The sequence below is a fragment of the Paraburkholderia sp. RL18-085-BIA-A genome (assembly GCF_046027075.1).
Classification (GTDB): Bacteria; Pseudomonadota; Gammaproteobacteria; order Burkholderiales; family Burkholderiaceae; genus Paraburkholderia.
In genome coordinates, this window is sequence record NZ_JARESU010000100.1 from 13,314 (window position 1) to 31,542 (window position 18,229).

Annotated in this window: 13 protein-coding genes and 4 pseudogenes; 14 read left to right on the top strand and 3 right to left on the bottom strand. The window is 58.2% G+C overall.

Annotated features, from left to right (window positions below; genetic code table 11):
• The first annotated feature begins 385 nt into the window (after positions 1 to 385).
• From P0D89_RS38315 to P0D89_RS38335, 5 genes are all read left to right on the top strand, one after another.
• Positions 386 to 871: a hypothetical protein gene (locus P0D89_RS38315; protein ID WP_408366705.1), complete on the top strand. Its 486-nt coding sequence runs from the start codon at positions 386 to 388 to the stop codon at positions 869 to 871.
• Between the two features lie 725 nt (positions 872 to 1,596).
• A complete protein-coding gene (locus tag P0D89_RS38320; protein ID WP_408366707.1) occupies positions 1,597 to 2,247 on the top strand; it encodes a response regulator in 651 nt (216 codons plus the stop codon).
• Between the two features lie 46 nt (positions 2,248 to 2,293).
• The gene (locus P0D89_RS38325) at positions 2,294 to 3,790 is read left to right on the top strand and encodes a sensor histidine kinase (RefSeq protein ID WP_408378144.1); all 1,497 of its coding nucleotides are present in this window, start codon (positions 2,294 to 2,296) and stop codon (positions 3,788 to 3,790) included.
• Positions 3,791 to 3,806: 16 nt separating this feature from the next.
• Positions 3,807 to 4,259, top strand: coding sequence for a response regulator (locus P0D89_RS38330; protein WP_408366711.1), 453 nt, complete (start codon positions 3,807 to 3,809; stop codon positions 4,257 to 4,259).
• Positions 4,256 to 5,731 carry a hybrid sensor histidine kinase/response regulator gene (locus tag P0D89_RS38335; RefSeq protein WP_408366713.1) on the top strand — a complete coding sequence of 492 codons (1,476 nt, stop codon included), beginning with the start codon at positions 4,256 to 4,258 and terminating at the stop codon, positions 5,729 to 5,731. Before P0D89_RS38330 ends, P0D89_RS38335 begins: the two co-directional genes overlap by 4 nt.
• A gap of 520 nt (positions 5,732 to 6,251) precedes the next feature.
• On the opposite strand, the gene fabI is transcribed toward P0D89_RS38335, so the two are convergent.
• The gene (gene fabI, locus P0D89_RS38340; RefSeq protein ID WP_408366715.1) at positions 6,252 to 7,031 is read right to left on the bottom strand and encodes an enoyl-ACP reductase FabI; all 780 of its coding nucleotides are present in this window, start codon (positions 7,029 to 7,031) and stop codon (positions 6,252 to 6,254) included.
• 71 nt (positions 7,032 to 7,102) lie between these two features.
• Complete coding sequence (locus P0D89_RS38345; protein ID WP_408378146.1) at positions 7,103 to 9,304, bottom strand: DUF3141 domain-containing protein; 2,202 nt, start codon at positions 9,302 to 9,304, stop codon at positions 7,103 to 7,105.
• Positions 9,305 to 9,443: 139 nt separating this feature from the next.
• Here P0D89_RS38345 and P0D89_RS38350 point away from each other — a divergent pair.
• From P0D89_RS38350 to P0D89_RS38360, 3 genes and pseudogenes are all read left to right on the top strand, one after another.
• Positions 9,444 to 9,659, top strand: a pseudogene (locus tag P0D89_RS38350) (DDE-type integrase/transposase/recombinase); the annotation flags it as partial.
• Positions 9,660 to 9,990: 331 nt separating this feature from the next.
• Positions 9,991 to 10,215: pseudogene (locus P0D89_RS38355) on the top strand (nitric oxide dioxygenase); the annotation flags it as partial.
• A gap of 18 nt (positions 10,216 to 10,233) precedes the next feature.
• Complete coding sequence (locus tag P0D89_RS38360) at positions 10,234 to 11,136, top strand: polyphosphate kinase 2 family protein (RefSeq protein WP_408366719.1); 903 nt, start codon at positions 10,234 to 10,236, stop codon at positions 11,134 to 11,136.
• 73 nt (positions 11,137 to 11,209) lie between these two features.
• On the opposite strand, the pseudogene P0D89_RS38365 reads toward P0D89_RS38360, so the two are convergent.
• Positions 11,210 to 11,527, bottom strand: a pseudogene (locus P0D89_RS38365) (IS4 family transposase); the annotation flags it as partial.
• Between the two features lie 334 nt (positions 11,528 to 11,861).
• Here P0D89_RS38365 and tnpA point away from each other — a divergent pair.
• The 6 genes and pseudogenes from tnpA (at position 11,862) to P0D89_RS38395 (ending at position 18,083) form a co-directional block, all read left to right on the top strand.
• Positions 11,862 to 12,284: pseudogene (gene tnpA / locus P0D89_RS38370) on the top strand (IS200/IS605 family transposase).
• Between the two features lie 332 nt (positions 12,285 to 12,616).
• A complete protein-coding gene (locus P0D89_RS38375; protein WP_408366721.1) occupies positions 12,617 to 13,417 on the top strand; it encodes a potassium channel family protein in 801 nt (266 codons plus the stop codon).
• Positions 13,414 to 15,147, top strand: coding sequence for a SulP family inorganic anion transporter (locus tag P0D89_RS38380; protein ID WP_408366723.1), 1,734 nt, complete (start codon positions 13,414 to 13,416; stop codon positions 15,145 to 15,147). Before P0D89_RS38375 ends, P0D89_RS38380 begins: the two co-directional genes overlap by 4 nt.
• Entirely contained in the window at positions 15,083 to 15,400 is a 318-nt protein-coding gene (locus P0D89_RS38385; protein WP_408366725.1) for a DUF2252 family protein, read from the top strand. Before P0D89_RS38380 ends, P0D89_RS38385 begins: the two co-directional genes overlap by 65 nt.
• 383 nt (positions 15,401 to 15,783) lie before the next feature.
• On the top strand, positions 15,784 to 16,656 hold the full coding sequence (locus tag P0D89_RS38390) for a hypothetical protein (RefSeq protein WP_408366727.1): 873 nt from the start codon (positions 15,784 to 15,786) through the stop codon (positions 16,654 to 16,656).
• Positions 16,657 to 17,012: 356 nt separating this feature from the next.
• The gene (locus tag P0D89_RS38395) at positions 17,013 to 18,083 is read left to right on the top strand and encodes an IS110 family RNA-guided transposase (protein ID WP_408378149.1); all 1,071 of its coding nucleotides are present in this window, start codon (positions 17,013 to 17,015) and stop codon (positions 18,081 to 18,083) included.
• Positions 18,084 to 18,229 lie beyond the last annotated feature (146 nt).

Sequence of the window (18,229 nt, forward strand, 5' to 3'; positions counted from 1 at the left end):
GTCAGCTTTTGCTGACAGAGACGTCTTACATAATTTCCGGAAAAGGCTGATTGCCCCTGTTGACTTGTGCGCCAATACTGGACGAAGGCGTGCCACCACGCCGGTGATCATCGTTCTGTTTTCGGCCACATACTTTGCGCATTGCCTATGCGTCGTTCGCCAGGAAACCTCGTCGGATGATCGCTAGACCGCATGGACAAGGATTCGCTGAGTTTCAATTTTTATTGGATCGAATTCGTGAGTTCTTAAATTGAACGCATATAGGCCCGCACGCCTTTGCATGAGAGGCGCTAACCTGTCGGCAAATTCGTTTATCGACCGGTGCCGTCTGCCGTGATCTGATGTCGTGCGCGGTTTCAACGAGCAGCGGAACCCGGAGGCAGCAGTGAGCAAAGAAGAAGCAGTCTTTTCCATAGTCGAAATGGTGCAATCCGAACTTCCATCCGAGCGGGACTGGACTGAGGACCACGACATCCCGGCGAGAATCACACTCGATCGCATAACAAAAATGACCATATTTGGCGTATTCGCTTGGTCGTTGATTGAGACACCCTTGGAAGTTGGTGTATTTAAATCGAACACGTGGCTATTCGCGCTTGCTGTGTCGAAGTTTATAGTGATCCTAACGGGTATCGGCGCTATCGTCAGGGTACGCGTCGCACGCGCAATCTTTGCTTCCATTTGTGGGGTAAGTGTGCTGGCCATTGCGCCCGCACTGCCGTTCGTATATACGCGATCCGTTGAAATTGCGGTGGTATCGACCGTAGAATGCGTTCTGAAGGCCGCGTGTCTTGGCGCGCTTTGCCTTTCGTTGTTTCAGAAGAAACCGCAGAAAAGAGGGGCGGGCACGGTGGATCTCGACATGCCGTAAGATCGATCACGGTCCGACGATGATCTCGCCCCGGACAGGAACTTCATAGAGCTACGCGAGATGCTGGCCAACGGCTCGATCGATATCCTCGCCAAGTTCAGTGACGTTTGTCGCGCCGAATTCGAGGCGCTACAAGCGAAAGAATTCTGAACGAACGGCACATGACCCGGAGATTGTGCCAAGGATGGCGTTCAAAATTCGCAAGAATTCGGCTGCTTGGCCGCGCACTGAACAACGCCGAATTTTCACCCAGCGACTACGTCACACCATTGCTGCTGTTCGGTGCGGCATACATACTCTCTTGGGGAGAGTACCAGCCGACGCGCGCTACGCCGAAATGGCACCACTCGGCTGCCTCCCGACGAAACATGCGCACCCTGGCAAGCGTCGTATCGACGGCCCGCAACTTGGCGGGTTAATCGCCAACGCCTCGCAAATCCCGGCCATCGCATAGGGATATCGCCTCTGTCAGCGATGAAGATATTGCGTGAAAGCACCTGCAACGTGTCCCGGACTACATAAACATGTAATGTTGCAGCAGAGCACGTCGTTGTAGGCTTTCCGGGTCACGCCTCGCCCTGAGCGCGTAAAGCTCAAGGATGTGCTTCTGAAAGGGAAAATCCACGGCCTTGCCGCGTCAAGCCATGCATCGCCGACAATGGCGGACGTGAGATCGGGTTCCCCCCGGCATTGCCGATTGCGACGAGCGTGGAGTAGGAGAAGACATGATTCGCGTATTGATCGCCGATGACCACGCGCTGATGCGTGACGGCCTGCGGCATATCCTCGAGAAAGCAAGCGGATTCCACGTAGTGGGCGAAGCCGCCGACGGCTCCGCGGCGTTGCACCTTGGGCGGAGCACGCCAGCGCAGGTCATGCTGATCGACCTGTCGATGCCCGGACGCAATGGCCTCGAGGTCGTGCGCCAATTGAAGCAAGAAAACGCACCCGTGCGCACGATCGTATTGACCATGCACGGCGAGCACCAGTACGCGGAACGTGCGTTCAAGTGCGGCGCGCGGGGCTATCTGACCAAGGAATGCGCAATGACGGATCTGGTCACTGCGATCAGCAAAGTCGCGAGCGGCGGCGTCTACTTGAGCCCCGCCATGGCCGAGCGTCTGGCATGCAGCCTGGACCGGGACCATTACGTGTTACCGCACGAACAGCTATCGGATCGTGAATTCGATGTCTTCAGACGGCTTGTCAGTGGCGAGACGATCTCCGAGATCGCAAACGGACTGTGCATCAGCTCCAAAACGGTCAGTACCTACAAAATGCGGATTCATCAAAAGATGGAGATGAACAACGACGTCGCACTCATTCGTTACGCGTTGAAAAACGGTCTGTGCAGCGCCCCAGGTGAGGAAGTCTAAGCGTCGCTTTCCGCTGATGCGAAAAGAAATATTGCCGGGAGGCTGGATGGACCCACGCAAGGAATCAAGTGGCCTCACCAACGATCTCTTCCGCCAGGTGGTGGAGGCGGCGCCCAACGCCATGGTAATGGTGGACCGGGCTGGTCGGATTGTTCTCGTGAACGCGCAGACCGAGAAGCTGTTTGGCTATGGACGCGACGAACTGATCGGGAAGAGCATCGAAACGCTCGTGCCCGGGCGGTTCCGTTCTAGTCACCCGAGCCACCGGAGTGCGTTTTATAAGGACCTGAAGAGCCGACCCATGGGAATTGGCAGCGAGCTTTACGCGCTGCGCAAGGACGGCTCCGAATTTCCAGTCGAAATCGGCCTCAATCCCGTTTCAACTGGCGAAGAAACGTTCGTCCTTGCGGCCGTCCTCGATATCACTGAGCGCAGGCGGCTGGAGGAGCGTTTCCGGCAGGTGGTGGAGGCGGCGCCCAACGCCATGGTAATGGTGGACCGCGCTGGCCAAATTGTTCTCGTGAACGCGCAGACTGAGAAGCTGTTTGGTTATGGGCGCGACGAACTGATCGGGAAGAGCATCGAAACGCTCGTGCCTGAGCGCTTCCGTGCTGCTCACCCAGGCTACCGCAGTGCGTTCTATGGAGATCTTAAGAGCCGTCCAATGGGAATTGGCCGCGAGCTTTACGCGCTGCGTAAGGACGGCTCCGAATTCCCCGTCGAAATCGGACTCAATCCGGTTAGAACCTCCGAGGATGTGTTTGTTCTCAGCGCGATTGTTGATATCACAGAGCGAAAGCATGCAGAACAGGAACTGCTTAGAAAAACAGACGAACTGGCTCGCTCCAATCACGACCTTGAACAGTTTGCCTACGTGGCCTCTCACGATCTACAGGAGCCGCTGCGGGCAGTCGCTGGCTCCTTGCAACTGCTGCAACGCCGCTATCAGGGTCAACTGGATCCGCGAGCCGATGAGTTTATTGCGCATGCGGTGGATGGTGCCACCCGCATGCAGGCACTCATCGAAGACCTGCTCACCTATTCCCGCGTGGGCCGATCAGCAGATACACGGCAGCCGACTGACTGCGGACAAATACTTGATCAGGCGCTAAGGAGCCTGAGCGTCGTTATTGAGGAAGCCGGCGCACTGGTTGGCCGCGCTGCGTTGCCAACGGTGCTTGCGACTCCCACGCAACTGACGCTGCTGTTTCAGAATCTGGTCGGAAACGCTATCAAGTTTCGGCACAAGGACCGTTCTGTGCAGATCGATGTAGGTGCCCAACGTCAGGGCGATTCATGGAGGTTCTGGGTCAAGGACAACGGAATCGGCATCGAGCCTCAATATTTTGAGCGCATCTTTCTGGTGTTCCAGCGCCTCCATACCCGCGCCGAATATCCCGGCACGGGAATCGGTCTTGCACTGTGCAAGCGAATCGTTGAACAGCACGGCGGCCGCATCTGGGTCGAGTCCGCTCCGGATAAGGGCACAACGTTCTTTTTTACTTTGTACGCGAAGGTCGACGACAGAACTCCGTCGCGATAACGTCCCAACGGCCACCATGGTTACCAACGCATCCGACGATCTCCTTCATATCCTCCTCGTGGAAGACAGTCCTACGGACGTGATGATGACACGTGAGGCTCTCGACTATTACAAGGTGCTGAATCCACTGCATGTGGTAGACGACGGCGTGGAGGCGATGGAATACCTGAGGCGTGAGGGAAAATACTCCGCCTCACCGCGGCCCGGACTCATCATTCTCGATCTGAATTTACCGCGAAAGAGCGGGCGTGAAGTGCTCGAGGATGTGAAAGCAGATCCGGAGCTGATGAACATCCCAGTGGTCGTGCTGACCACCTCCAAATCAGAGGAGGATGTGGCGAGATCATACGGGCTCCATGCCAATTGCTACATCACGAAGCCGGTTGATTTCACCAAATTCGTCGACGTCGTACGAAGCATCAATGAATTCTGGTTTGGCGTAGTGACGCTGCCGCCCAGCGGACCATGAGTACGTCAAAGGAAATCAGGATTCTCCTGCTCGAAGACAGCATCAGCGATGCGTTTTTGATTGAAACGGCGCTAGCGGATGTGGTGGAGTTCGAGCATCGGCTGGTTCGGTCCGAGCGCCTCTCCGACGGCTTGGCTCGCGCACATTCGATGCGTTTCGATGTCGCGCTGCTGGATCTGGGACTGCCCGACGCCCAGGGCCTCCACACAGTCAGAACATTCATTCGGCTATCGCCGGATGTTCCGGTACTGGTTCTCACGGGGCTGGACGACGCATCGGTCGGCTTACTGGCCATACAGGAAGGTGCGCAAGACTATCTTTTAAAAAGAGATATTCATGCGTCGGAGCTGGGTCGGGCGATTCGTTACGCGATCGAACGTCATCGCATCGCGGCGGCTCTTAGAGCGAGTGAGGAGCGATTTCAGCTCGCCGTGACCGGTGCTACCGCGGGGTTGTGGGATTGGAATCTGCAGACCGGAACGATGTATCTTTCGCCCTGTTTCAAGGAAATCATGGGCTATGCGGATAGCGAACTGCCCAATGAAGCGCGAGTTCTGCGGGATGCCATTCACCCGGACGACGCCGATAGGGTATTCACCAGCCTGAACGCGCATCTGGAGGATAAGAGCGTCTACGATGTGGAGTATCGAGTTCGAACCAGGTCGCCCGACTTCCGGTGGGTTCAGTCTCGTGGGCAAGCTCTGTGGAACAATTCCGATCAGCCTTATCGCATGGTGGGCTGGATCATGGATATTACGGATCGGAAACGGGCTGATGACGCATTGCGAAAATCGCGCGAAGAACTGCAGCGCCTGTCGGCGAATATTCAGCAGGTACGGGAGGAGGAGAAAAACCGTATCGCACGCGAACTGCACGACGATCTTGGACAGCAGTTGGTCACACTGAAAGTAGAAGCCGCCAAGATCGAAGACCATCTTATGGCTGCTGAGACGACAGCGCCCGTTGCCAACCTGCGCAAAGTATACTCACTGATCGATCAAGTCATTGGCTCGGTAAGGCGGATTGCAGCAGGTCTGCGTCCCACGATGCTTGACGACCTGGGCCTGACTCCAGCAGTCGACTGGCTAATCGATGAGTTTTCAGCGAGCCACAACGTACAGGTGGTCCGCCGAATTGACGTCGACAACATTGACTTCAATCACGAGGGCGGCACCGCAGTGTTTCGAATCGTCCAGGAAGCGCTGACGAACGTCGCGCGCCATTCGGGCGCGACTTCAGTGACGCTCGAGATCGTGTGCGAGGAGACGAATTGTATAGTACGCGTCGTAGACAACGGCAGTGGTTGCTCTAGTGACGCGCGACCCAACGCGAACGCTTTCGGCCTGCTGGGAATGCGAGAGCGTGCTGCCCGCCTGGGCGGTGCCATCCGGATTCAGAGCGCACCCGATCAAGGCTTCGCATTGACCGTTGCGTTGCCGCTCGCTGCCGTCGAAACCAGGGAAGGCGAATGAACGCCCGTCGAGTGTTGGCCAGAGGTCGGCCGTATCGGAAGCGCTGATCCGAAAAACCTGCCACTCGGGGAGTAGAAGAGTTTGTCTTGCACGCCGCCTTGATAAATCATCATAACGATGCCGATTTGCCGCTGTGATCCTTGAGACTTGAATCTTCAGGCAATTGCGGTGGACGGGATTCACTGGAAAGGGACGCAGCTCAACCAGGTTCATGCGAGATCGCATGAACCATCGTGTCGCCGCGCGAAGTTAGACTGGCACCTACATATCTGCTCTGTCCGCGTTCGACGGTTATCAGTTGCTGCTCATGCAAAATGTCCAGTTCGACTCGGTCCAGGACATCGGCCAGATTGCCGGCCTTAATGAGTAGCAATGTAGCGAGCTCGTGCGGGCTTAACACATTTGGCTCCATACTAGTCTTGAAGGCTGCCGGACAGAGGATTGCTTATCCAACGTTTCATGTCAGTATCCGTCTCAAGTGGAAGGCGGGTTACGCGCGCGGGCTACTGGGCGACCGTGGTCAGCCCATGACGCTGACGCCGCCGTCAACAAAGATGGTGTTGCCCGTGATGTGCCGCGCAAACGGTGACGCTAGGGCGGCACACGCGTAACCGACATCCATGATGTCGGCGAGTTCACCCATCGGCGCGCGCTCGAGCGCCTCGTTGAGCAGTAAATCGAAGTCCTTGAGTCCGGATGCAGCCCGTGTCTTCAGCGGCCCCGGTGAGATCGGATGAACGCGTATGCGTCGCGGTCCGAGTTCGCTTGCAAGGTATCGGCAAGATGCTTCAAGCGCCGCCTTGACCGGCCCCATCAGGTCGTAATTCGGCACGACACGCGTAGCGCCAAGGTAACTCATGGCGAACAGCGACCCGCCCTCGTCCATCAGGGGCGCAGCGAATCGTGCCATGCGGATGAATGAATGACATGATATGTCCATGGCTTTCGCAAAGCCTTCGGGGGAGCTGTTGATGAGGCCGCCCTGCAGGTCTTGCTTTGGCGCGAATGCGATCGAATGCACGCCGATGTCCATCCGCCCCCATGTTGTTCGCACGACATCGAAGAGCGCTTCCAGTTCACCCGGCTTCGATACATCGAGCGGCATCAGCAGCGTCGCTCCAAGCTCCCGACTCAGCGGCTCGACGTAGGCTTTCGCCTTCTCGTTCGCGTACGTGAGCGCCAGTTCGGCGCCCATTTCGCGAAATGCGCATGCGCAGCCGTAGGCGATCGAATGCTCGTTTGCGATTCCAAGAATCAATGCTTTCCGGCCGGCAAGCGGCTGATTGGATACGTCTGGCATTCAGGCCTCCAGTTCCTCAAGCGTGTGCGATTCGTATTTCTCGCGTTTGCATTCCACAGCGTGCTCCTTCATCAAGTCTGCTCAGTCGATTTCAGGGGCTTTTCTCGTGGCGCGAGGCCGAGCTGCGCGGCGACGCGATCGAGGCGCAGCTGTTGCGCCGGCGCGATGTCGCCACGCGTAGCCGCGAGTGCCCGCGCGGCGTCGAGTGCCCGGCGGCGCTCTGACGTTGTCGGGAGCAGTTGTGCAAGGCCAGCCAGCGCGCGCTCTTCGTCCCACCGCACGAGGAACGTCTGACGCCTGGCCGCCTGCTTCAGCTCGGCGAGATGTATCGTGTGGTCGAGCCCGGACTCGCGCAGCAACTTGCGCATCGCATTGAACGGACGCTCGTCGACGACATGAAGTTCGCGGCCGCAATAGACCAGTACCCGCATCGCACCGTCCAGGAATGTGGCATGCTCGAACGACGCTTCAAGCTCGCGGCGCTTAAGGCGCTTGACTTCTTCGTTAAGCCAGCTATCGGCCTCGTGCAGCCGTTGCGGCACGGACCCCCGCTTGAGGCCGATCAGTGCCGCGAGCCACGGTGAATCGTAGACTGCCTTGAACACCATCTCGACTGTACTGTCGCGGCATGCCCGATAGGTATCGAGCTCATGCGCGATCGCGTCCGATATGCCATGCTCGCTTTCAAGCAGTGGGTTCGTGGGCAAAACAGCCTGGCGGTGCGTACGCACTGCATCAGCCATCATCTTGACACCCCACATTGCCGGATTCAGGTCTGACAGCGTCCAGCGCTCGACGCGTGCAGGGTTCATCAGCCTGGTGCACGCAGCCGTCCACGGATTCGATGCAGCTTTCACGAATGGGGATACAAAAGTGTCATAGAGGCACTGGTTGATTTCGGCGGTCCGCTTGACAACTTCAAATGCGCGCTCATCGTCGCGCCCGTCATCGAGTGCAAGTATGTCGTCGATCTCGCGCGCTTCGAAGCGGATCAGGTAGCGCCCGTTGACAAACTCCAATCCCGGCAGATCCGACCGCGTATCCTCAATCACCGCTTCATATAAACCGGGCGGCAGAGTATCGATCAGATCGAGCGCGCTGATGAATTCCGCATGCTCCTTCTTCGCGACACCCGCTGAGACGAATATTCCCAAATGACCGATCGTTTCGTTCAGGCAATAGACGATCGTCTGTTCGTGGATCCGGATATCTTCGACACTGTCGTATAGGTCAGGAATCCAGTTCAGTGCTTGTTGCGGCGGGGTAATGTCGTCACCCCAGGAGGCGAACACGATGATGGGCGAACGGATGTTGCGTAAGTCGATACGAATGTTGCCGTCGGCCGACACCACTTCGCCTGCGGACAAACGATTGCCGACGAAAAGGTTTTGCGTGATCCATTCCATTTCCTCCTTGTTCATCAGGAAATGGCCACCCCACCAGCGCTCGAACTCGAGGAAGCGCTCCGCTTCGGTATCGATATTCGCGTAGACGTTGTAGAGCTTTTTCCAGTAGGTGTTCGCCGGATTCATCTGTTCGAAGTTGTTGACCAGATAGGCGCCGTCGAACATGCCGTTCCCGAGATCGCCGGCGAGCGATGCGAGCCATGTTCCCCCGAGCATGCCACCTGTGTAACGCATCGGGTTCTTGCCTTCGACGCCAGCCCAGTACGAGACGGGCGATCCCGCGAGCAGAATCGGCCCGACGCGCTCGGGCTTTGCAGCAGCCAGAATCAGGAGCGCCCATCCTCCTTGACAATTCCCAATCACGAACGGCTTGGCTTCGGCGTCCGGATGCAATTGGGCTACCCGTTCCAGAAACGCGGCTTCGGCTCGTGCGACGGATTCGATCGTCTGGCCCAGCTCCGGGTACGGACGGAAGAACACGAAATAACATGGATGCCCCTGGCGCAGTGCGATTCCGATTTCGCTGTCCATCTTGAAGCCCCCGATACCTGGGCCATGTCCCGCCCGCGGATCGATGACGACGAATGGGCGTTTCGTCGGGTCCGGCGCGACAACGCCATCGGGCGGAATGATGCGGGCCAGTGCATAGTTGACCGGATGCGGCAGTTCGTGACCATCCGCGACGACTTCGTACTTGAACGCAAGGACCGGCGGTTTGCCGGCACTTGCGTGATCGAGGTAGATGTTTCCTCGCTGGCGCAGCACATCCAGAAACAATGCGCCCCTTTGCAATGCGTCAGTCGCATATTCGATGATGCATTGGGCCGGCACGGCAACGCGGGAAACGGTACTGGTCACGGTGGACATGCGTAAGGCTCCTGTGGATAGGGTTGTTTCAAACGCAATATCGATCTGGGTTGCAAGTAGTATTGGTGCGCCGGAAGGTTGCTGCAATGAATCCTGTCTGGATATCCCGTCAGAATTGGCTTACACCAACAGCGGATGAGAGATCCGCCTGTCAAAGTACCTGAACAACATCATCAAACAGGACCATCGGGCGATCAAGCGAGGGACTTGACCGATGCTCGGGTTCAAGGATTTTCGTTTTGCGCATATCCTGTTGAGTGGAATCGAGTTCATGCACATGATCGCCAAGGGGGAAATGAGAGATGGCGACATCCGACAGACTCTTGAGGGGCAATTCTACTTGCTGGATATATAACATTCCTAATCATATCTGGATTGCTTCGCTTCGCCATCCTCAATGCGAAAAGACCCATTGCTAGCAGCCGTACGGTGTGGGGGCGAGGCAAGTTCCGCATGCGCAACGTAACTGAACTGTTGATGGAAGCCTCGTTAAGCCGAAAGAGCCCAAGCTGCCTCAGCGCGAGGATGGAAGCGCTTGCCGCCTGACGTCTCACTGCGTGATCTCGCCGCTCCATCGATCGCGGTTGACGCGCGCCGGGACGCGCTTTATTGTTCCTGCAACGCGCCGACGCGCAGGACCAAAGTCCAATTCCGCTGGTGTGCCCGAGTGACATGATGTAATCGGGCGGCAGGTGGTATTTGTCCACGGTGCTCGCAACGGCGCGGTGCATGCCATGCGTGACCGGCTACGTGAGACAGCCGCGGCGCATGCCAATTTTCATCTGGTGGTGTTTTATGACGAGCCACTGCCCCAGGATTCTCAGGGCCGTGACTACGATCGCGCAGGCATCGTCGACGTCAATCTGATCAAGTGTTCGATCCTGTTGCCGGGCGCCGATTACTACATCTGTGAAATCCCGGAGTGACTTATGAAAACAGAACAACTCATTGAAAAGGCCCGCAAGTTCGCGGAGCCGTTTCGCGTCAACAAGGGCAAAGACTTTCGCCTGAAGAACGCCATGCCAGGCGAGACCTTGGGCTTAGGGAATGAAGACAAGCCTCGTGCCCAGGAGGCGCTAACCATGGGCATTGAGGCGCTCGCCGAGTTACAGGACAAACTTTACGCCCAGGATAAGTGGGCCGTTCTGCTCATCTTTCAGGCCATGGACGCCGCCGGTAAGGACGGCGCCATCAAGCACGTCATGTCCGGCGTCAATCCGCAGGGTTGCCAGGTCGTCTCGTTCAAATCACCGTCCGCAGATGATCTCGACCATGACTATCTCTGGCGCTGCATGAAGTCTCTTCCAAACCGGGGCCATATAGGTATTTTCAATCGCAGCTATTACGAGGAAACCCTCGTCGTGCGAGTGCATCCGGAAATTATGGCTAGGCAAAAAGTTCCGGTTGAACTCATCACGAAAAAGATCTGGGAACAACGCTTCACGGACATCCGAAATTTTGAGGAGTACCTTTCCAACAATGGTGTGGTAGTGCGAAAGTTCTTTCTTCACCTTTCCAAGAACGAACAGAAGAGGCGTTTCCTCGAGCGCATCCAAATCCCGGACAAGAACTGGAAATTCTCCGCCAGCGATGCCGTCGAGCGCGAGCATTGGGATGAGTACATGGAAGTCTACGAAGACATGATCCGCAATACCGCGACGGAAAAGTCGCCGTGGTACGTTGTGCCGGCGGACAACAAATGGTTCACCCGTGTCGTCGTGGCGGCGGCGATCGTCGAGACCTTAGCCTCTCTGGATTTGAAATATCCGGAAGTCGGCAAAGACAAACTCGCTGAGCTAGCAGCGATCAAGGGGCAATTGTTAAAAGAATAGGCGGCGATGTTCGGAGTCAAGCAAGGACCATGTGGAAGGAGAAGAGACGATTGTGCCCCCCATTAAACACTAGTCATTCGTGAGCGATTTCACAGACGTACCTAATGCCGGCGGCGAAGTCCGTCACGCGCTGCAATCCTGGCCTGATCGTCTTGACTCCATGTTCGCCATCACCCTTCAGGGCGAGGAAGCCGCCCAGCGTGGCGACCAGACGAATCACCTCGTTGAGGCCCAGCGGCGTCGCGGGTGGCTCCTTCTTGTGGAGAATGATCGCCGCACGCCACTGATCTGGCTCAAACAGCATCGCAGCGTCGACTTCGTGACAGGGTCCTCCCAGCAGCATTAATCGGGAGAAACGCCATGCGACAACCACGAACAGCGACGAACAGCGCCAGCGGCCGCTCAAGCCGCCCCATCGAGGCCATCGGTACTCGCGGGCGGTGGTGTCGCGTCGAATACGCAGTGTGACATCTCATGCAGCGTATCTATACACCCCTCGCGCGCTCAGCGGATCCGAAGTGACCCGTTTCGCAGACTTCCACATAACAGTGCGCCTAAAGAGTGACCTCACCAAGGCGTCAAAGGGAGATTGCCGCGAGCCGGACTGGCCGTTCACAGTGGACACGGACGGTTTCCAACGCTTCGCCTTTTCTAACTCACCAAGGTTTGACCTTTACGACGGTCGGCGCGAATTTCCTGTCTCTGCCAAGAGAAGGACATTCACGATGAAAGAGTATCAGAGCCTGAGTCACACGAGATGGGACTGCAAGGATCACGTAGTGTTCATCCCGAAGCGGCGCAAGAAGCAAATATTCGGCCCGTTGCGCCGGTAGCTCGGGGAAATATTTCATGAGCTGGCGTCCCACAAGGAATCAAGGATTGTCGGAGGACACCTGATGGGGGATCACGTTCACATGTGTTTGAGCATTCCGCCGAAGTATGCGGTATCGAATGTGATCGGCTACATCAAGGGGACGAGCGCAATTCAGATTGGCCGGAAGTACGGAGGCCGGCAACGGAATTTTACTGGGCTCGAGGGTACTTCGTTTCCACAGCGGGGTCTGGACGAGCACATGATGCGAGCGCACATCCCCAATCAGGAGGAAGAGGATGAGCGGTACGACCAGATGAAGCTGGTCATGGATTAAGCCGCCATCGGCGGCTCACGGTTCTATGGGCGCCTTTGAGGCGCTCACAATTTCAAGCTACCGGCTTTGCCGGTGGTATGTGACTGCTGTAGAGGCAGCGTGTGACAGTATGGTGACGATGTGCAATGATGCCCTGTTAGCTCGTGTTCTTCAACGTCGAAGGGTTACATGACGCGCAGTGCCTCAGCTCATCTGTATCAGTATCCACCAGAGGCACAGTGAGTCAACCCGGCTAACGCTAACGGTTGTCGAGGTCCGCGCGAGGCAGATCGAACGGGACTGCCTCTGGCTGATGGTTCGCTCTTGTCCCGAAAACGCTATTCGAGGAACAGATGTGGATCTACCGTGTCAATGAGCCGCGTCTCGGAGTCGTTCGCATTCGCGAATGGCGACGCCGCGCGCGCCTGACAGTCGGCCTTCTTGTTCTGCTACTTGGCGGCTCCGCCACCGGGCTGGTCCTGCTTGATCAGTCCGATACCTCTTTCCCCAACAAAGTGTTCACGGCGCTTTGGGACGGGGTCAATCTCGTCACGACACTCGGTGACTTTGCCGAATTCAATCAGCCGCAGAAGATGTTCATGCTGCTGGCCATGTTCACCACGCTGCTGGTTGGCGGATTCGCGGTTTCGAGGCTTACGGGCATGCTTTCGGGCGACGATGTAATGGCTTATCGGGAGAACAGGATCATGGAACGCAAGCTCGAACATCTCGCCAATCATGTCGTAGTGGTCGGATTTCATTCGCTCGGTGAACTCGTCGCAGACCGCCTGAGCAAAGCGGGGCAGACGGTGCTCGTTCTGGTCGGTGATCAGGCGCAGGCGGACCGCGCGGCGGATCGCGGTCATATGGTCGTGCTCGGTTCGCCGGGCGTGTTCGACGACGTGCTCAGGCATGCGCGGCTGAACAGCGCCAAGGCGCTGGTCGTGACGACGCCCGACAGCAATAACAATCTGGCCATCACCTTGCTGGCGCATACGCTGAATGCCTCGCTCTCGATTGTCGTGCCCGGCGAAAACCCGTTGAGAAAGGAGCTGTTCGAGAGCGCGGGGGCATCCGACGTGGTCATTGCAGATGACATCATTGCGGATGCGCTGGTCGGCAAGCTCACGACCGAGGTGGAGGCAACACCATGAAACCCGCGGTCTCGACGCAGTCTCATCCGCACCGCATGCCCTTCCTGCAGGGACTACTGCCCTTCAATCCCGCGCAATTGCCACATGACATCGTCGCCGGGATCACGCTGGCGGCCCTTGGCATCCCCGAGGTGATGGGGTACACGAAGATTTCCGGCACGCCCACCGTCACTGGTCTCTATACGATCCTGCTGCCGCTGATCGCGTTTGCGGTCTTGGGTGCCTCGCGTCAACTGGTGGTTGCAGCAGATTCCGCGACGGCTGCCATCCTCGCGGGCACGCTGACAGCCGTCGCCGCATTGGGTAGCAAGGAGTATGTCGGCCTCACGAGCACAGTGGCGCTGACAGTCGCCGTGATGCTCGTAATTGCACGGATCTTTCGCCTCGGTTTTCTCGCCGACTTTCTTTCCCGCAGCGCCCTGATCGGCTTCCTGACCGGAGTGGGCGTGCAGGTCGCCGCAGGCGAACTCGCCGGGCTTATCGGTCTCGCGAAGCAGGGGCATGGGCCAATCATGCAACTGATATCGGTGCTGCAACGCGTGGCCGAGGCGAGCACGCCGACCACCGCGCTTTCGCTTGCCGTGCTCGTGGTGATCGTCGGGTGCAAGCGACTGGCGCCGCGTGCGCCGGGTGCGCTGATTGCCGTGATCGGCTCCATCGTCGCGAGCGCAGTGTTCAACTTCGCTGCGCATGGCATTGCGGTAACAGGTGAAGTGCCCGGCGGGCTTCCGTCGTTGTACCTCCCGCCGTTGCATATGAACGAGATCAATCAGGTGCTGGCAACGGCCGCCTCGTGCTTCATCGTCATCATCGCGCAGAGCGCGGCGACGGCGCGCGCGTACGCCAACCGCTACAACGAGAAGGGCGACGACAATGCCGACATCATCGGCCTCGCGGCCGCGAACGCAGCGGCCGCGCTTACGGGCACCTTCGTCGTAAACGGCAGTCCGACCAAGACTGAGATGGTCGACGATGCGGGCGGCCGCACCCAGGTTGCCCATCTGACCACGGCCGTCATCGTGCTGCTGGTGCTGCTGTTCCTCACAAAGCCGCTCAGTCTTCTGCCTGCCCCCGTCCTGTCGGCAATCGTATTCATGATCGGCGTGAAGCTGATCGACGTGAAGGGCATGAAAGAACTCTATCGCATGCAGAAGGACGAATTGGTCGTCGCGTTGCTCGCGGCGTGCGTAGTCGTGTTTGTCGACGTGATGCACGGCATTCTCGCTGCCGTCGTGTTGTCGCTGATTGCGCATGCGCGGCACAGCTACCGCCTGCGCACGCGCGTGCTGACGCGCAGCCCCGCCGGCCGTTGGGTCTCGCAGCCTGTCGCGCCGAATGTGCACGCGGCGCCCGGCATCGTCGTCTACCGGTTCGAAGCGGACCTGTTCTATGCGAACGCTGGCCGTTTTACGGACGAAATACTCAAACTCGTCAACGAGGCAAGTTCGCCGTTGCGCTGGGTGGTGATCGACGCATCGGAGATCCACAATATCGACTACACGGGGGGCAAGACGCTGCTCCAGTTGGGCGCGGAACTCGATCGGCGCGGCGTGGGCGTCGCTGCGATCGCGCTTCCGACGGGCGTGCTGCGTGAGATCGAACGATACAAGGCATTGCGTACGCGCGGCGTCCATCGCGAGATCTTTGCAACGGTGGATGCCGCGATTGACGCACTGCACGATATTTCGCCGCCTGCATCCGAACCTTCACCTGACGCAAGACCGGAATAAGACGCACGCAACGAAACAAAGTTGGTTTGACGGCGATCCCGCATTGCTTAGCGGATATGTTGGAAAGTCGGGTGCGTTCGACGAAGCCATCGAGAAATTCGCGCTCGCTTATGCGGAACAGAATGAGGCTGGCTGGACGGTTTTGAAAGCGGCAGTCAAGGCGGGACGCATCCAGGTCATTCGTCAACGAGTTTGGAGCGCCCCATCGGTTGTGCGCACCCCGCATTTGCTGATTCTCTATGGCATCGACTGAAAAAATGAAGCACCGCGGGCATGGTCCGCGGGCTGCGCACTAAACCGACCCGTATCGAAGGTGAAAAGGCGGCATTGCTCGCGGGTCCCTGCCGTTTGCTATTGCGATTGCGGTCCATGCCAACCCTTGCTCTATCGTTCGACATTGCCTTGATCCCCCGTTTTGGGGATGGTCGTAGACCGCGTTCGTCCCGATGATTGACATATCGGGACGAAACTGCGGCCGAACGCAACGGTGAGCCTGTGTCCACCCATCACGACGGTCTCGTCCGTTGTGGCCTATGGCCAGCCTGTGTTGACCAACAGGACGTACGTCACGGCCAGTCGGTGGATTGCATTCGTCTGGATTGGATACCGGTTCAAGATTTTTGGAGGAATACGATTGTGAATATCGATGCCTCAAAACGTGACCTAAAAACAGCGAGGGAGGAAGGTGCGCTGCGATTCCTGCGCAACGTGAGCCTGAGGTTTCAGGTCCGGGGGATGACTACAGACCGGAACGCCTTCGGGGGCACGCTTGCTCCCGTCGAAGAGGCAGATGTCGCGGTCATTCCAGGGAAGCGTGGCTATCCGGACGGGCAGCAGATCTCCGATAAAAATCTGGCTTTTCCCCAGGTGGTCACCATGCGCGAAGATGACGCCCGCGAAATCATATCCGCCTTGCTTGGCTGCTGGCCGGAACCGTCGCTTGCAGTTGCGAAACGCGTAGGCGTAGCAAAAATTGAGCTTGATTCCTATCTTGCCGGGCGGGCGACATTGCCCGACGCGGCATTGTCGCGTCTGATGGCGGTCTTCGGGCTTACGTCCGTACATCGGGAACGTTTGACTGAATCGAAGCGCCCCGTGACGACCGTCGAGCACTACGTGCTCCTTGCGGGCAATGCGCCGGAGCGGGTTTCGACGGTCTACGACTTTCTGGTTGGAGAAGATCCAATCAGATCCAGCGTCGAGCTCGTACCGGCTGGACGCGCACCTGGCCACCGTTGGCGATACCTGCTCATCATGCGACAGCCGGACATTCCAAGTCTGATCTGTTTCCCGCGGATTGGGCACAGTGCCCGGATGTTGGACGAAGGGCAACTGCCGCAGTTTCGCGGACAACTCGCAGTAGGTCTAGCCTTCTATGATGCTGTCGAGGCACTGCGCGCCGATGTCGAACAACGGCCCACTCGCGTTCTGGAAGCGATGCGCGGGTTGTATGGGACGTGGGAAGCCGATATTGGACAGATAGGCGCCCGGCTGCAACGTATCGGTTAAGAAGCTGTGAAGGACGTACCAGGAAGGCAAAGGACGCGGCCGTTTCCCACTAGCCGCCGCTCGCAATGTCCGCCAGGTGACTTTTCGAGCGGCGGCTCCGCACTCGATACTGTTGAAAAAGTCGCTGTCTGTCTCTGTCGCAAGGTTTTTAGGGGTCCTCTCACCCTTGACCGGTGTTCGCGAGCGGCTTGTAGGCCGATCTGAGAGGTCGATTTTCTTGCGAGCGAATTGGAAAAGCAACGCAGCGACTTTTTCAAATGTGAGGGGCTTCCCCAACCTGAGGCGACATTGAAGTCGCACGGCATCGAGTGCCAGGATTGAGGTGTCAGCCATCAATCTGAACAGGAGGGGAAGTCATGGACCAGCTTACTACCGTCGGAATCGACCTGGCAAAGGATGTGTTCGCGATCTGCGTGCTCGACGCCACGGGCGCAGTGCTGCAGCGGCGCGTGCTGCGACGCGAGGCGTTTATCCGATGGGCTGAACAGCTGTCCCCGTGCCGCGTCGCGATGGAGGCCTGTGGTTCATCCCATCACTGGGGACGCTGGTTCGCCGCGCGTGGTCACACGGCCCGGCTTATTCCAGCCGAGTTCGTCAGGCCGTTCAGGCCCGGTGGCAAGAATGATGCAGCCGATGCTGAGGCCATCGCCGTTGCGGCGCGGCAGCCGACGATGCGTTATGTGGCGATCAAATCCGTCGAGCAGCAGGCGATCCTGGCGTGGCATAGCGTGCGTAATGGCTGGCAGGAGGAACGCACCGCGTTGCTGAACCGGACCCGCGGGTTGCTGGCTGAATTCGGCGTGGTGATCGCACGTTCTGCGGACCGGTTTTTCAGCGCGTTGCCGATCCTGATCGAAGACGCCAGGCTGCCTGACCCGGTGCAGGCGATGCTGCTGGAGGTGCGCGAACAACTGGCGGCGCTAAACCTGCGGCTTGCCCGCTGCGACCAGCAGATCGCCACTCACGCCCGAAGCAGTGACGTTGCAAGACGCGCCGGCGAACTGCTCGGCGTCGGTCCGGTGACATCCAGTGCCCTGGCTGCGACCGTTCCCGACGCGAAGATCTTCCGCAATGGCCGGCAGTTCGGTGCCTGGCTTGGCTTGACCCCGCGCCAGCACAGCTCCGGTGGCAGGACGCGGCTCGGACATATCAGCCTGCGCGGCAATGTCTATCTGCGCACTCTGCTGGTTCAGGGCGCCCGAAGTACGTTGCAGTCGGCGCTGCGTGCCGACCCCACGCACGCAAGCCGCCTGCAACGATGGATCAGGCAACTCCATGAACGCAAGGGCTATCACAAGACGTTGATTGCGATTGCAAACAAGCATGCCCGAATGCTATGGGCGATGCTCGCCAGGGACGAACGCTACGATGCCGATGCCTGGCAACGCCACCCCATGCATCCGCCGTTACCGCCCGCTACCACCTGACCTGATTTCCGCATAACTCAACTACTGCTCGACGCGATAGCAAGACGAGGTCGGACCGAACAGGAGAAGAACCCGAGGATTCTGTTGGCGAGTCATTACCGCATGAGGCTTACTGCCTCATGCCTGTTCGCCGGTTTTCAAATAGC